At 73.6% G+C, this 14,697-nt stretch carries 11 protein-coding genes; 3 read left to right on the forward strand and 8 right to left on the reverse strand.

From position 1 onward, the window contains the following. Nucleotides 1-21: 21 nt before the first annotated feature. The 4 genes from EBM89_RS03675 to EBM89_RS03690 all read right to left on the reverse strand — a co-directional run bounded on the left by EBM89_RS03675 (nucleotide 22) and on the right by EBM89_RS03690 (nucleotide 5,812). A complete protein-coding gene (locus EBM89_RS03675) occupies nucleotides 22-1,971 on the reverse strand; it encodes a glycoside hydrolase family 13 protein (RefSeq protein ID WP_122148110.1) in 1,950 nt (649 codons plus the stop codon). Nucleotide 1,972: 1 nt separating this feature from the next. Then, nucleotides 1,973-2,854 (reverse strand): sugar ABC transporter permease, encoded by an 882-nt coding sequence (locus tag EBM89_RS03680; protein ID WP_122148111.1) that lies wholly within the window; start codon nucleotides 2,852-2,854, stop codon nucleotides 1,973-1,975. Then, nucleotides 2,854-4,476, reverse strand: coding sequence for an ABC transporter permease subunit (locus EBM89_RS03685; RefSeq protein WP_122148112.1), 1,623 nt, complete (start codon nucleotides 4,474-4,476; stop codon nucleotides 2,854-2,856). The genes EBM89_RS03680 and EBM89_RS03685 overlap by 1 nt, the downstream gene beginning before the upstream one ends. A gap of 94 nt (nucleotides 4,477-4,570) precedes the next feature. Continuing rightward, on the reverse strand, nucleotides 4,571-5,812 hold the full coding sequence (locus EBM89_RS03690; RefSeq protein WP_122148113.1) for a sugar ABC transporter substrate-binding protein: 1,242 nt from the start codon (nucleotides 5,810-5,812) through the stop codon (nucleotides 4,571-4,573). Between the two features lie 226 nt (nucleotides 5,813-6,038). Here EBM89_RS03690 and EBM89_RS03695 point away from each other — a divergent pair, with 226 nt between their 5' ends. Together EBM89_RS03695 and EBM89_RS03700 are read left to right on the forward strand one after the other, a co-directional pair. Continuing rightward, complete coding sequence (locus EBM89_RS03695) at nucleotides 6,039-7,067, forward strand: LacI family DNA-binding transcriptional regulator (RefSeq protein WP_122148128.1); 1,029 nt, start codon at nucleotides 6,039-6,041, stop codon at nucleotides 7,065-7,067. Continuing rightward, on the forward strand, nucleotides 7,064-8,818 hold the full coding sequence (locus EBM89_RS03700; RefSeq protein ID WP_439647157.1) for a glycoside hydrolase family 13 protein: 1,755 nt from the start codon (nucleotides 7,064-7,066) through the stop codon (nucleotides 8,816-8,818). Before EBM89_RS03695 ends, EBM89_RS03700 begins: the two co-directional genes overlap by 4 nt. A 100-nt stretch (nucleotides 8,819-8,918) precedes the next feature. Here EBM89_RS03700 and dusB read toward each other — a convergent pair whose 3' ends face one another. Continuing rightward, the gene (dusB, locus tag EBM89_RS03705; protein ID WP_122148114.1) at nucleotides 8,919-10,115 is read right to left on the reverse strand and encodes a tRNA dihydrouridine synthase DusB; all 1,197 of its coding nucleotides are present in this window, start codon (nucleotides 10,113-10,115) and stop codon (nucleotides 8,919-8,921) included. 82 nt (nucleotides 10,116-10,197) lie between these two features. Here dusB and EBM89_RS03710 point away from each other — a divergent pair, with 82 nt between their 5' ends. Further along, entirely contained in the window at nucleotides 10,198-11,469 is a 1,272-nt protein-coding gene (locus EBM89_RS03710) for a YibE/F family protein (protein ID WP_233571518.1), read from the forward strand. A gap of 124 nt (nucleotides 11,470-11,593) precedes the next feature. Here the strand turns inward: EBM89_RS03710 and EBM89_RS03715 are convergent, their stop codons facing one another. From EBM89_RS03715 to EBM89_RS03725, 3 genes are all read right to left on the reverse strand, one after another. Then, nucleotides 11,594-11,995, reverse strand: a complete 402-nt coding sequence (locus EBM89_RS03715) for a RidA family protein (protein WP_122148115.1) — start codon at nucleotides 11,993-11,995, stop codon at nucleotides 11,594-11,596. Between the two features lie 57 nt (nucleotides 11,996-12,052). Further along, the gene (locus EBM89_RS03720) at nucleotides 12,053-13,204 is read right to left on the reverse strand and encodes a YibE/F family protein (protein WP_233571519.1); all 1,152 of its coding nucleotides are present in this window, start codon (nucleotides 13,202-13,204) and stop codon (nucleotides 12,053-12,055) included. 75 nt (nucleotides 13,205-13,279) lie between these two features. After that, nucleotides 13,280-14,665 (reverse strand): glycine--tRNA ligase, encoded by a 1,386-nt coding sequence (locus EBM89_RS03725; protein ID WP_122148117.1) that lies wholly within the window; start codon nucleotides 14,663-14,665, stop codon nucleotides 13,280-13,282. Nucleotides 14,666-14,697: the final 32 nt, after the last annotated feature.

Genomic DNA, 14,697 nt, shown 5'->3' on the forward strand with positions numbered 1-14,697 from the left:
CCCCGCCCCCGATCGCCGGGCTCACGCCAGGCGCCACACCTGGAACGTCGGGCCGTCGCCCTGCACGTGCAGGCCCTCGGCCGTGACGGCGAGGTCCGCGCCGCCGTAGAGGTTCTGCGGGGTCGCGCCCGCGCCGAGCAGCGTGGTGGGCAGCAGCGCGCCGGACCAGGGGCCGCGGGCGGCGAGGACGAGCAGGCGCTCGTCGGCGGTCTCCCGCAGGTAGACCATCGCGTCGTCCTCGGCGAGCACCCACCGCAGCCCGCCCTCGCGCAGGGCGCGCGACGACCGGCGCAGGGCGATGAGCGCCCGGTAGACGTCGGCGGTGGCCGCGTCCCAGCCGGGCCCGCCGCCTGCGGCGATCGACGCCCACGGCATCGGCACGCGGGCGTGCTCGCCGTTGACGCCGGTGGCGCCGCCCTCGTCCCCCGCGAAGAGCACGGGCGTGCCGGGGTAGGTGAGGAGCAGCCCGGCGCCGACCTCGACGCGCTCGCGCGAGCCGACGAGGGTGCGCAGCCGCGCGGTGTCGTGGGAGCCGAGCAGGTTCCACTGGTGCGTGGTCACCGACCACGGCACGGCCGCGCCGAACGCCCGCATCGCGGCGACGGCGGCACCGCCGGGGCGGCGGGGCACCGGCAGCGGCGCCTCGACGTACCGGACACCCGCCGCGGAGGCCGGGTCGACGAGCCAGGTCCACAGCGGCCGGGTGAACGCGGCGTAGTTCATCGTGCCGTGCCAGCCACCGGCCCGGAGGTCCTCTCCCGCGTCGTGGAAGTGCTCGGCGATCAGCACCGCGTCGGGCGACTGCGCCGCCATGGACGCGCGCAGACGCCGGGCGACGTCGTGGGTGAGGTCGTCCGCGCCCTGGCGGCCCGTCATGTTGGCGACGTCGATCCGCCAGCCGTCCATCGCGAACGGCTCGGCGAGGTACCGGCCGACGACGGACCCGGGACCGTCGAGCAGCCGCTCGGCGAGGCCGGGCGCGTGGTGGTTGAGCTTGGGCAGCGACGCGTGACCGAGCCACCCGACGTAACCGGGGTGCTCGTCGCGCCAGTAGTAGAAGTCCCGCTCGGGCGCCGTGGGGTCCTCGACCGCCCGGCGGAACCAGTCGTGCGCGTCGCCGGTGTGGTTGGTCGTGAGGTCCCCGACCAGCCGCATGCCCCGGGCGTGCAGGGCGCTGGCCAGCGACGCGAACGCCGCGTCCCCGCCGAGCAGCGGGTCGACGTGGTCGAACGACCGGGCGTCGTACCGGTGGTTCGACCGGCCCTCGAACACCGGCGTCAGGTACAGCGTGTCCACGCCGAGGTGCTGCAGGTGGTCGAGGTGCGCCTCGATGCCCGCCAGGTCGCCGCCGTAGAGCTGGGTGCCGGTCCCGGGTCCGCCGCCGATGGGCTCGTCGTCCCACGCGGCGGGCAGCGCCCAGTCCGGCAGCGGCCCGTCGGGCAGGCCCTCGTGCCGCCCCGAGCCGCGCGCGAACCGGTCGGGGAACACCTGGTAGACGACGGCGTCCCGCGCCCAGTCCGGGCCGGGCGCGGTGGTGCTCAGCCGGAAGTCCGACGCGTCCGGGACGTCCCGGGCGAGGACGCCCTCGCCGTTGAGCCAGGCCTGGCCGCCGCCGTCCGCTCCCCCGACGCCGTCCCCGGCGAGCAGGAACCGGTAGGACGTCACCGGGTTGGTGACCGGGACGTCGGCGGTGAACCACCGCTCCCCGTCCCGCTCGCCGTCGGCACGCGCCGGGTAGACGCGCGGCTCGCCGTCCTCGACGACCCGGACCAGCACCTCGGGCGCGGGCTCCCCGGCAGGGACCCGCACCCGCACGGGGACGACGTCGCCGAGCGCCGGGGTCGCGGCCGGGACGTGCAGCTCCGAGCCGTCGTGGTGCGCGGTCAGGTCGACGCGGCGCGGGCCGCGCGCGGCACGCCGCCCGCCGGACGACGCGGTGCCGGACGACGCGGTGCCGGAGAGGTCGGTCATGTCAGCCCTTCACGGATCCGGCGGTCAGGCCGCCGACGATGTAGCGCTGCAGGAACAGGAACAGCAGCACGACGGGGATCGCGGCGAGCACGGCACCGGCGGCGAACAGCCCCCAGCGCGCGTTGCGCTCGTCCGCCGCCCAGTTGTACAGGCCCAGGGCCAGGGTGAACCGCTCGGGGCGCTGCAGCACGACGCGGGCGATGATGAACTCGCCGTACGAGCCGATGAACGACAGCAGCCCGACGACGGCGAGGATCGGCGCGACCAGCCGCAGGATGATCGTCCAGAAGATCTGCGCGTGGGTCGCGCCGTCGATCTTCGCGGCCTCGTCGAGCTCGCGCGGGACGGTGTTGAAGAACCCGTACATGAGGAACGTGTTCACGCCGAGCGCGCCACCGAGGTAGACGCAGATCAGGCCGAGCTGGGTGTTGAGGCCGATGGCCGGGAACACCTCGTTGAGCGAGAGCAGCAGCAGGAACAGCGCCACGAACGCGAGCATCTGCGGGAACATCTGCACCAGCAGCAGCGTGGTCAGCCCCGCCCGGCGACCGCGGAACCGGAACCGCGAGAACGCGTACGCCGCCGCACCGCCCATGAGCACGGTGCCGATCGCGGTGACGCCGGAGACCAGCAGGGAGTTCAGCGCCCAGGAGCCGAACTGCCGCGGCCACAGGTCGACGTAGTTCTGCAGGCTGAACGTGCGGAACAGCTCGTTGGAGCCGGTGAGCGTGCCGCCGGGGTTGAGCGAGGCGGACAGCACGTACAGCAGCGGCAGGACGCAGATCGCGATCATGACGACGCCGACGACGTGCCGCCAGCCGATCTCGGACCACCAGCGGCGGCCGCGCAGCCGGGGCTCCTGCAGGGGCGCGGTGCGGGCCATCAGATCTCCTCGAGGGTGCGGGTGCGGCGGAAGCCGAGGTAGGAGATGACCCCGACGATGATGAAGATGAGGATCGACAACGCGCTCGCGACGCCGTACTGCTTGACGCCGCTCTCGAAGGCCACGGAGTAGACCATCGAGATGAGGATGTCGGTGTGCCCGACGACGTACGGCGTCCCGATGAAGTTGGGCCCGCCGCCGGTCAGCATGTAGATCAGCGAGAAGTTGTTGAAGTTGAAGGCGAACGACGAGATCAGCAGCGGCGCGACCGAGACCATGAGCATCGGCAGCGTCAGCGACCGGAAGATCCGCCACCGCCCGGCGCCGTCGATGCGCGCGGCCTCGACCATGTCCGACGGGATGGACTGCAGCGCGCCGGTGCAGATGAGGAACATGTACGGGAAGCCGAGCCAGAGGTTCACGCCGATGACGGCGACCTTGGCGAGCCACGGGTCGGTGAGCCAGCCGATGCTCGCCCCGCCGAGCACGACGTCGTTGACGAAGCCGAAGCGCTCGTTGAGCATGCCGCGCCACACCAGGGCGGACAGGAACCCGGGGAACGCGTACGGCAGGATCAGCAGCGACCGGTAGATCCGGCGCCCGCGCACCCGCCGCTCGTTGAACGTGATGGCGAGGAACAGGCCGAGCGCGAACGTCGTCGCGACGGACAGGAACGCGAACGCGAAGGTCCACAGGAAGATCTGCGCGAACGGCCCGGCCATCCGCGAGTCGGTGACCATCGACGTGAAGTTGTCGAACCCGACGCCGACGCGCCAGCCCGGGGTGAGGCGCTCGCCGTCCTCGGAGACGAAGTTGCCCGACGCGCTGGGCGTGTAGACGGTGCCGTCGTCGGTGTCCGTGAAGGTGTCCGCGGCCGCGTCGTACTCGAGCGCCGAGCGGAAGACGTACCCGGTCGAGCCGTCCTGGGTGCGCACCGACCCGCCGTCGGCGTCCTCGGAGAACGGCACCCGCAGGGAGGTGATGGCCTCCTGGTCCTGCGCGACCTCCGCGAAGCCGAGCACGTCCCAGCCGGGCACCGCGGTGATGCGGCCGCCCTCGACGGTGGCGTCGTCGGCGACCGCGAACGGCTGGTCGGGGGTGCCCACCTCGACGTCGTCGTCCTCGGTGAGGACCGCGAAGCCGAGGTCGTCGCCCTGCCGCACGACGGTGAGCGGCAGCGCGGGCGAGCCCTCGACGCGGCGCTCGTTCTGCGCGGCGATCTGCGAGATCGCGTCGGACTTCGTGGAGTTGTGCCCGTCGCCGTAGTTGGTGAACGCGACGTAGCCCGTGTAGCCCATCGCGTAGAGCTGGTAGACGACCAGGAAGAGCAGGCCCGGGACCAGGTACTTGGCGGGCAGCATCCGCCGGGAGAAGTACGCCCAGTTCGCCACCGCGAGCGCGACGACGAGGAACGCGAGGATGCCCCAGGACTGCACGGCCCACGCCGCGAGCACGCCGTAGACGCCGAGCGCGTCGACCGTGCCGATGAGGATGAGCTTGGCGATGAACCCGGGGCGGATGGAGCGGGCGTGCGAGGTGGTGCCCCGCGTCCCGCGGCGGCCGCGCTCGGTGCCGGGGTCGTCGTCGGGGACGACCTCCGGGAGGGTCGACTGGTCGGACATGCGTGGGGCCTCTCAGGGGCGGGACAGGCGGGTGGAGCACGGCGGGGGTGGACGCCGGGACCGTGCGGTCCCGGCGCCCACCCCGGTCACCAGGTCAGGCGTTGTTGCCGATGGCGTCCTGGATGTTCGCCACCATGGCGTCCCAGGCCCCGGCCGGGTCGGCGGCCTGGCCGCCGACGAGCTGCGCCTCGGTCGCGCCCCAGAAGGACCACACCGAGCTCATCGCGGGGATGGCCGGCATCGGCGCACCGGTGGCGCCGGCCTCGTTGAAGCCCTGCAGGACCGGGTCGTCGACCTTGTCGGCGGAGGCGGTCAGCGCGGGCAGGCGGCCGCCGGCCTCGTAGAGCGCGTCCTGCGCCTCCTCGCTCGTGAGGTAGTTGACGACGAGCTCGTTGGCGAGCACCGGGTTCTCGGACTTCGCCGAGATGAACACGCCCTGCACGCCGACGAACGGCTGCGCGGGCTGGCCGCCGGCGGACGGGACGGGCAGCACGGAGATGTCCATGCCGGCCTCCTGGAACGCCGCGGTGTTCCACGGGCCGGTGACGATGTACGGCGCCTTGCCGTCGAGGAACGCCTGCTTCGCGCGGTCGCCGTCGATCGACAGGTCGAGCACGCGCTCGGCGCCGAGCTTGGCGAGGTACGCGGCGTAGGCGTGGCCGGCCTCGCCCCCGAGGGCCAGCGTGTCGGTGTAGGAGCCGTCCGCGGCCTGCTCGAACACCGGGGCGCCGAACGAGGTCTGCAGCGGGTAGAGGTGGTACGGGTCGGACTCCTCGCCCTGCTGGATGAGGACGGAGAACTCGGTGCCGGCGCCCTGCGCCTGCGCGACGAGCTCGTCGAAGGTCGTCGCCGGGGTCTCGGCGAGCAGCGCGTCGTTGCGCACGAGGGCGATGTTCTCGATGGAGATCGGCACGCCGTAGGTCTGGCCGTCGTACGCCATGGCGGACACGGCGGACTCGGCGAAGCCGTCGGCCTTGTCGCCGAGCTCGATCGGGGCGACGACGCCGTTGTTCACCCACTCGCCGAGGCCGTCGTGGGCGGAGACGATCACGTCGGGGCCCTCGCCGGTCGGCACCTGGGTGACGAAGTCGGGGCCGATGTCGCCGGTGCCCTTCTGGACGAGCTCGACGTCGACGCCGGTCTGCTCGGTGAAGGCCTCGACGACGGGGCGCATGGAGTCGATGCGGGTGTCGTCGACCCACATCGTCAGGGAGCCCTCGGCGGAAGCCGCGGAGGTCTCGTCGGAGGACGTGTCGGTGCCCGAGTCGTTCGAGCAGGCGGTGAGCGCGAGCGCGAGGACCGCGGTCGCAGCGAGGGCGGGGATGCTCCGTCGCATCGGGGTGTCTCCCAGGCGTGAGAAGGGGCGGGACCGGCCACCGGCGGCACCGCCGACGCTGGCTCGATGCCCGGACGCTAGCCCGCGGCCGACGGCTCTTGCAAGTCGTTACAGCAACTTTCTGGCATCGGTTACAGTGCTCCGTGTCGCCCGGGTGCCGCCCGGTCGCGGCTCGCCAGGCAAAGACGATGACGAGGGGGTGGCCGTGCGCAATACGCTCGCCTCCGTGCGTACCCGTCTGACAGACCTCGCCGAGCAGGCCGGTGTCTCCACCGCGACCGTGTCCCGCGTGCTCAACGGCAAGCCCGGCGTGTCCTCGCAGGCCCGCCAGGCCGTCCTCGCCGCGCTCGACGTGCTCGGCTACGAGCGCCCCTCGACGCTGCGGACCAAGCACGCCGGCCTGGTCGGCCTCGTGGTGCCCGAGCTCACCAACCCGGTGTTCCCCGCGATGGCCCAGGTCATCGAGTCGATGCTGACCCAGCGCGGGTACACGCCGCTGCTGTGCGCCCAGCAGCCCGGCGGCACCACCGAGGACCAGTACGTCGAGATCCTGCTCGAGCACGACGTCGCCGGGATCCTGTTCGTCTCCGGCCTGCACGCCGACACGCAGGCGTCGACGGAGCGGTACGAGACCCTGCGGGCCCGCGGCCTGCCGATCGTGCTGGTCAACGGCAAGGCCGACGGCGTGGACGCCCCGGCCATCGCCACGGACGACGCCGTCGCGATCGAGCTCGCCGTGCGGCACCTCGTCGCCCTCGGGCACCGCCGCATCGGGCTGGCGATCGGCCCCGAGCGCTTCGTCCCGGCCGCCCGCAAGCGCGCCGCGTTCGCCGCGCAGCTGCGCGCCCAGCTCGGCGTCGAGGACGCCGCACCGCACGTGAACACCACGCTGTTCACCGTCGAGGGCGGCGCCACCGCGGCGCACGAGCTGCTCGACTCCGGGCACACCGCCATCGTCTGCGGGTCCGACCTCATGGCCCTCGGCGCGATCCGCGCCGCCCGGTCGCGCGGGCTCGACGTCCCGCGCGACGTGTCCGTCGTCGGCTTCGACGACTCCCCCCTCATCGGCTTCACCGACCCGCCGCTGACGACGGTGCGCCAGCCCGTCGCCGCGATGGGTCAGGCCGCCGTCTCCGCGCTCATGGCGGAGATCAACGGCACCCCCACCTCGCGCACCGAGCTGCTGTTCCACCCGGAGCTCATCGTGCGCGGGTCGACCAGCTCAGCACCCGCATCTCCCGGAGGACCCGCGTGACCCTGCTCGACAACCGCACCGCCGACGCCACCGCGCCGCAGGTGGTGCACGAGCCCGGCCGGGCCGACGGCGCCTGGTGGCGCGACGCCGTGATCTACCAGGTGTACCCGCGCTCGTTCGCGGACGCGAACGGCGACGGCATCGGCGACCTCCCCGGCATCACCGCCCGTCTGGACCACCTCGCCGCGCTCGGCGTGGACGCCGTCTGGCTCTCGCCGTTCTACCGGTCCCCGCAGGCCGACGCCGGCTACGACGTCGCCGACTACCGCGACGTCGACCCGATCTTCGGCACGCTCGCCGACTTCGACGACCTGCTGGCCCGCGCGCACGACCTCGGCATGCGCGTCGTGGTGGACCTGGTCCCCAACCACTCGTCGGACGAGCACGTGTGGTTCCAGGAGGCCCTGCGCACGCCGCCGGGCTCCCCCGAGCGCGCCCGCTACCTGTTCCGCGACGGCAAGGGCGCGGACGGCAGCGAGCCGCCGAACAACTGGGGCTCGATCTTCGGCGGCGCGGCCTGGACCCGGCTGACCCCGGAGCGCCACGGCGTCGACGACGGCCAGTGGTACCTGCACCTGTTCGACACCAAGCAGCCCGACCTCGACTGGTCGAACCCCGAGGTGCGCGCCGAGTTCGAGGGCGTGCTGCGGTTCTGGCTGGACCGGGGCGTGGACGGGTTCCGCGTGGACGTCGCGCACGGCATGGTCAAGGCCGAGGGCCTGCCCGACTGGGACGGCCACGTCTCGATGATCGAGGGCACCGACGACGCCGACGCCGCCGACGCGGTCAACGGCTCCGGCAACTCCGGCCCGATGTTCGACCAGGACGGCGTGCACGAGATCTACCGGGCGTGGCGCGCGGTGCTCGACGAGTACGACGGCGACCGGATGCTCGTCGCCGAGGCGTGGGTCGAGCCGCTGTCCCGGCTGGCGCGCTACGTGCGCCCGGACGAGATGCACCAGGCGTTCAACTTCGCGTTCCTCGCGACCGGCTGGGACGCGCCGGCGCTGCGCGAGGTCATCACGGCCTCCTACGCGGTCAACGACTCCGTGGGTGCGCCGACCACGTGGGTGCTGTCGAACCACGACGTGGTGCGGCACGCCTCCCGCCTCGGCCTCGCCGACCCGTCGTCGCGCCCCAAGGGCATCGCCGCGCACGACGAGCAGCCCGACGAGGAGCTCGGCCTGCGCCGCGCCCGCGCCGCCTCGCTGCTGCTGCTCGGCCTGCCCGGGTCGGCGTACCTCTACCAGGGCGAGGAGCTCGGCCTGCCCGAGCACACGTCGCTGCCCGCCGAGGTGCGCGAGGACCCCGCGTTCTTCCGCACGAACGGCGAGGAGCGCGGCCGCGACGGCTGCCGCGTGCCGCTGCCGTGGGAGGCCGCCGCCCCCGGGTTCGGCTACTCGCCGAACGGGAGGACGTGGCTGCCGCAGCCCGCGTCGTGGGCCGCCTACGCCGCCGACGCGCAGACCGGTGTCGCCGGGTCGACGCTCGAGCTGTACCGGGAGACCATCGCGCTGCGCAAGGCCGAGCGCCTCGGCCTCGGCGGGGCGGCGTGGGAGCCCGCCTACGCCGACGCGCCCGACGTGATCGCGGTGCGCAACGGCTCGGTGCTGGTCGTCGCGAACCTCGGGTCGACGCCGGTGGCGCTGCCCGCCGACGCCGAGGTGCTGCTCGCCTCCGGCCTGCCGGGCGACGCCCCGGTCGGCGCGGACCTGCCGGGCGACACCACGGTCTGGCTGCGCGTGCGCTGACGCGCCGGGCCGCGAGGTCGGCAGAACGGGACGAGGTCGGCACATCGGATGTGCCGACCTCGTCGCGTACCCCCGACCTCGCGCGGCCGGGGGCGGTGCCTCAGCCGCCGCTGACGCTCAGCTCGGCCTCCGCGAGGCCGCGCCGGAAGTCCTCGGACAGCGCGCGGCTGTCCAGCCAGCCGTCCGGCAGGTGCGGGCGCTTCGGGGTGCCCGCGCGCCCGCGCTGGCCCTCGGCGGCCTCGCCCGGGTACGGCTGGTCCAGGTCGAGGGCCGCGAGGCGGTCGTCGAGCTCCGCGAGCGACGACACGAGGCCCAGCGCCGCGCGCTGCTCGCCGCCGACGACGTAGCCCTTCCAGTACCAGGCCATGTGCTTGCGGAGCTCGCGCAGGGCCTTGCCCTCGTCGCCGAACGCCTCGACCATCAGCTCGGCGTGCCGGCGGATGACCTGCGCGACGTAGCGTGCACCGGGGCGGATGCGCTCCGGCGAGCCCGCGAACGCCGCCGCGAGGTCGGCGAACAGCCACGGACGCCCCTGGCAGCCGCGGCCGACGACGACGCCGTCGCAGCCCGTCTCCGTGACCATCCGCACGGCGTCCTCGGCGGACCAGATGTCGCCGTTGCCGAGCACCGGGATGTCGGTCACGGTCTCCTTGAGCCGGGCGATGGCCTCCCAGTCCGCGGTGCCCGAGTAGTACTGCTCGGCGGTCCGGGCGTGCAGCGCGACGGCGGCGACGCCGAGGTCCTGCGCGACGAGGCCCGCCTCCAGGTACGTCAGGTGGTCGTCGTCGATGCCCTTGCGCATCTTCACGGTCACCGGGACGCCGTAGGGCGCCGCCGCGGACACGGCGGCGCGCAGGATCGACGTGAAGAGCTCGTTCTTCCACGGCAGGGCCGAACCGCCGCCGCGCCGGGTGACCTTGGGCACCGGGCAGCCGAAGTTCAGGTCGACGTGGTCGGCGCGGTCCTCGGACGCGATGAGGTGCACGGCCGCACCGACGGTCGCCGGGTCGACGCCGTACACCTGCACGGACCGCGGCTTCTCGTCCGGGGCGTGCGAGATGATCCGCATGGACTCCTCGCCGCGCTCCACCAGCGCGCGGGACGTCACCATCTCGGCGACGTACAGCCCCGCGCCGGACTCCCGGCACAGCCGCCGGAACGCCGCGTTCGTCACCCCGGCCATGGGCGCGAGGACCACGGGGGTGTCGATCTGCAGCGGACCGATCCGCAGCGGCGGCAGGACGTGCCCCGGCGCCGCGGTGGCGGCGTCCGAGGAGGCGGTGGGGAGAGCGGTCATGCCCCGATTGTCCCCCACCGGCGCGGCGCACCCGGAACCGGGGCGTCGCGCCGGGTGCCGTGCGACCCGGCACAATCGTCGGGTGCCGACCCGCCCCACGCCCGCCGCGGCGACCCGGACCCGTCGCGCGATCGCCGCGATCCTGCTCCCGCTGATCCTCGCCGCCGCGGTCGGCATGGCGCTGACCTGGCCGCACGGCGAGGCGTCCACCGCGCGCACCGTCGAGGCCGTCGCCATCGACTACCCGTCCGCCACGGTCACCGGGACCACGCAGGAGCAGTGCGAGGGCACCGTCGAGGACCGGCGGACCGACGGCACCATCCCCACCACCGTGGACTGCCTGCGGGTGCAGGCGACGGTCACCAGCGGCGAGCAGCGCGGGCAGGAGGTCGAGGTCTGGGCCACCGCCGGGACCACCGCGGCCGACGTGCCCGCCGGGACGCGCATCCTCGTGGAGCACTACCCCGCCACCGACTCCGACTCCGAGGTCTGGGCGTGGCACGACTACGACCGGACGCTGCCGCTGGTGTCGATCGCGCTGCTGTTCGTGCTCGCGATCGTGCTGGTGGCCCGCACGCGCGGGCTCCTGGCCCTCGTGGGGCTCGTGCTCGCGTTCGTCGTCATCGGCGCCTACGTGCTGCCCGCGCTGCTGCGGGGCGAGAACGCCGTGGTGGTCGCGCTCAGCGCGTCCACGGTGATCATGGCGGTGGTGCTGTACCTGGCGCACGGGCTGTCGCTGCGCACCTCCGCGGCGCTGCTGGGCACCCTCGCCGGGCTCGCCGCCACGACCGCGCTGGGAGTGGTGGCCGCGCAGTGGGCGCGGCTGTCCGGGGTGAGCTCGGAGGACTCCTACCGGCTGTCGCAGCTGCTCGGTGAGTCCGGGGCGACGTCGCTGCGCGGGCTGTTCCTCAGCGGGCTGGTCCTCGCCGGGCTCGGCGTCCTCAACGACGTGACGATCACGCAGGCGTCCGCGGTGTGGGAGCTGCGCGCCGCGTCGCCGGGCGCCACCCGCCGCGAGCTGTTCCGGGGCGGCATGCGCATCGGCCGGGACCACATCGCGTCCACCGTGTACACGATCGCGTTCGCGTACACCGGGGCGGCGCTGCCGGTGCTGATGCTGCTGGAGATCTACCAGCTGCCGCTCGGCCCGACCCTGACCTCCGGGGAGTTCGCCGAGGAGATCGTGCGGACCATGGTGTCCTCGATCGGGCTGGTGCTGGCGATCCCGCTGACCACCGGCATCGCGGCGCTGGTGGTGACCCGCTCCGGCGCGGCGCCCGCCCGGCACGCGCAGCCCGACGGGCACGCCCACGCCCACGTGCACACGCTCGGCGACCCCGACCGCACGCCCTGACCCCCCTTCCCCCCCAGCCGCCGAACGGTCACCAGGTGCTGGTCCGCGCGCCCGGAACCCCGCACCTGCTGACCGCTCGGCGGCGCGCGGTGCTGGGGGGCGGGGTGCTGGGGGCGGCGGTGCGTCAGCGCCGGACGGCGGCGATGCCGGAGACCTCCACCAGTGCGCCGGGGACGCCCAGGCCGGCGACGCGCGCGAGCGTGATCAGCGGGGGCCGGCGCTCCGGGTTGAGGACACCCGCCGCGACCCGGGCCCCGGCGGCGACGTCGACCCCGTCCACGACGAGGATCGACCACGACACCAGGTCGTCCAGCGTGGCCCCGCCCGCGGCGAGCGCGGTCCGCAGGTTCGCGAGGGCCTGCGCGGTCTGGGCGGTGAAGTCCTCGCTGACGAGGTCCCCGTGCGCGTCCACGCCGTTCTGCCCGCCGACGTAGAGCGTCGTCGCGCCCGGGGGCACGACGGCGACGTGGGAGTACGCGGGGCTCTGCACGAGCCCGTCGGGGCTGAGCAGGGTGACCTCGTCCATCCGGCGACGGTACTGCCGGGAGGTTGGGCCCGCGCGGCCGGGACCCGTACCGGGAGGTCAGGGAGTCGCGGGGTCCGCGACAGGGCCGGGCGCCGAGGGCGTCGAGGGCTCCGGGGACGCAGGGGACGCCGTGGGCTCGGCCGCCGGGACGAGCAGCGCCGCGATCGCCGTCGTCAGCGGGATCGCCAGCACGAGGCCGATGGACCCGACCATCGTCCGGACGACCTCCTCGGCGATCTCCCCGCTGGTGAGGGTGTCGAGCAGCGTCCGGTCGGACATCGCCACGAGGATCACCAGCGGCAGCGCCGCCCCGAGGTAGGCGAACGCGACGGTGTAGACGGTCGACGCGATGTGGTCCCGGCCGATCCGCATGCCGCCGCGGAACAGGTCCCGGCGGGTCGACGCGGGCGACGCGGCCCGGAGCTCCCAGACCGCCGACACCTGGGTGATGGTGACGTCGTTGAGCACGCCGAGCCCGGCGAGGACGATGCCGCACAGCAGGATGCCGCGCAGGTCCGCCTCGGGGGCGAGCGAGCGCAGGTCCATGGCGTACTCGCCGCCGAGGAAGTTCAGGTGGGTCGCACCGGTGGCCCAGGCGGCGAGCCCGGCGGTGGCGACCAGCCCGCCCAGGGTGCCGAGCAGCGCCGTGGACGTGCGCACCGAGACGCCGTGCGCGAGGTACAGCAGCACGAACATCAGCGCCGACGCGGTGACGAGCGCGACGGGCAGCGCGGGCCGCCCCTCGACCAGGGCGGGCACCGTGAACCACAGCACCCCGCCGACCGAGACGACGAGGCCGGCGATGGCGCCCAGCCCCCGCAGGCGGGCGACGACGAGCACGAGCACGCCCATGACGGCGGCGAGCAGCGCCATCGGCGGTCCGCGCACCAGGTCGACGAACACGTACGGCGCGGCGACGCCCTCGGCCACCGGCAGGTTCAGCACCCGGATGCGGTCCCCCGCCTCGACCACGTCGAGGTACTCGGGCGCGACCTGCACCATGATCTGCTCGCCGTCGGCGTCGTCGGCGAGCAGCACGGGGCCGCTCGCGGAGTCGGCGAGCAGCTCGACGTCCGTGACCGTCACCTCGGAGTACGACGACCCCTCGGGGGCGGTCTCCAGGACGGGACGGTCCCCGCCCGGCCACAGCGCGACCAGCCCCGCGACGGTGACGGCGGCGGCGAGCACCAGCAGCACGACGACCACCACGCGGGAGCGCCGCCCGACCTCCAGGTCGGGGGCGCCACCCGCGCGGTGGCCGTGGGAGTGGCCGAGGCCCAGGGGTCAGGCCCCGAGCAGGCGCGCGCCGAGGTACGCGGTGACCTGGTCCAGCGCCACGCGCTCCTGCGTCATGTCGTCGCGGTGCCGGATGGTGACGGCCTGGTCCTCGAGCGTGTCGAAGTCCACCGTGATGCAGAACGGCGTGCCGATCTCGTCCTGGCGGCGGTAGCGGCGGCCGATGGCACCGGCGTCGTCGAAGTCGACGTTCCAGTTCTTGCGGAGCTCGGCGGCGAGGTCGCGGGCCTTCGGGGACAGCGCCTCGTTGCGGGACAGCGGCAGCACCGCGGCCTTCACCGGGGCGAGTCGCGGGTCGAGGCGCAGCACGGTGCGCTTGTCGACGCCGCCCTTCGCGTTCGGCGCCTCGTCCTCGTGGTACGCCTCGACCAGGAACGCCATCAGCGAGCGGGTCAGGCCCGCGGCGGGCTCGATGACGTAGGGCACCCAGCGCTCGCCGGACGTCTGGTCGAAGTACGACAGGTCCTGGCCGGAGTGCTCGGTGTGCGTCTTCAGGTCGAAGTCGGTGCGGTTCGCGATGCCCTCGAGCTCGCCCCACTCCGAGCCGCTGAACCCGAACTTGTACTCGATGTCGACGGTGCGCTTCGAGTAGTGCGAGAGCTTCTCGGCCGGGTGCTCGTAGTGCCGCAGGTTCTCGCGGGAGATGCCGAGGTCCACGTACCAGTCGGTGCGCTGGTCGATCCAGTACTGGTGCCAGGTCTCGTCGGTGCCGGGCTCGACGAAGAACTCCATCTCCATCTGCTCGAACTCGCGGGTGCGGAAGATGAAGTTGCCCGGCGTGATCTCGTTGCGGAACGACTTGCCGATCTGGCCGATGCCGAACGGCGGCTTCTTGCGCGCGGTGGTGAGCACGTTGGCGAAGTTCACGAAGATGCCCTGCGCGGTCTCGGGCCGCAGGTAGTGCAGGCCGGACTCGTCCTCGACGGGGCCGAGGTAGGTCTTGAGCATCATGTTGAAGTCGCGCGGCTCGGTCCACTGGCCGCGGGTGCCGCAGTTGGGGCAGGCGATGTCGCCGAGGCCGTTCTCGGGCGCGCGGCCCTTCTTCTCCTCGAACTCCTCCAGCAGGTGGTCCTCGCGGAACCGCTTGTGGCAGGACAGGCACTCGGTCAGCGGGTCGGTGAACACGCCGACGTGGCCGGAGGCGACCCACACCTTGCGGGGCAGGATCACCGAGGAGTCGAGGCCGACGACGTCGTCGCGGCTCTGCACGACGGTGCGCCACCACTGCTTCTTGATGTTCTCCTTGAGCTCGACGCCCAGGGGCCCGTAGTCCCACGCGGAGCGCGACCCGCCGTAGATCTCGCCGCTCTGGAAGACGAACCCACGCCGCTTGGCGAGGGAGACGACGGAGTCGAGACGGGAGGGTGCTGCCACGGTGAGTGCTCCTGGTGCCGGTGGTCCCGCGC

It is taken from the genome of Cellulomonas triticagri, from assembly GCF_003696205.1.
Classification (GTDB): domain Bacteria; phylum Actinomycetota; class Actinomycetes; order Actinomycetales; family Cellulomonadaceae; genus Cellulomonas; species Cellulomonas triticagri.

Excerpts from the sequence above, each read along its gene's own strand:
- EBM89_RS03715 (WP_122148115.1), bottom strand. The coding sequence starts at position 11,995 with ATGGACGAGGTCACCCTGCTCAGCCCCGACGGGCTCGTGCAGAGCCCC.
- EBM89_RS03680 (WP_122148111.1), bottom strand. The coding sequence starts at position 2,854 with ATGGCCCGCACCGCGCCCCTGCAGGAGCCCCGGCTGCGCGGCCGCCGC.
- EBM89_RS03685 (WP_122148112.1), bottom strand. The coding sequence starts at position 4,476 with ATGTCCGACCAGTCGACCCTCCCGGAGGTCGTCCCCGACGACGACCCC.
- EBM89_RS03690 (WP_122148113.1), bottom strand. The coding sequence starts at position 5,812 with ATGCGACGGAGCATCCCCGCCCTCGCTGCGACCGCGGTCCTCGCGCTC.
- dusB (WP_122148114.1), bottom strand. The coding sequence starts at position 10,115 with ATGACCGCTCTCCCCACCGCCTCCTCGGACGCCGCCACCGCGGCGCCG.
- EBM89_RS03675 (WP_122148110.1), bottom strand. The coding sequence starts at position 1,971 with ATGACCGACCTCTCCGGCACCGCGTCGTCCGGCACCGCGTCGTCCGGC.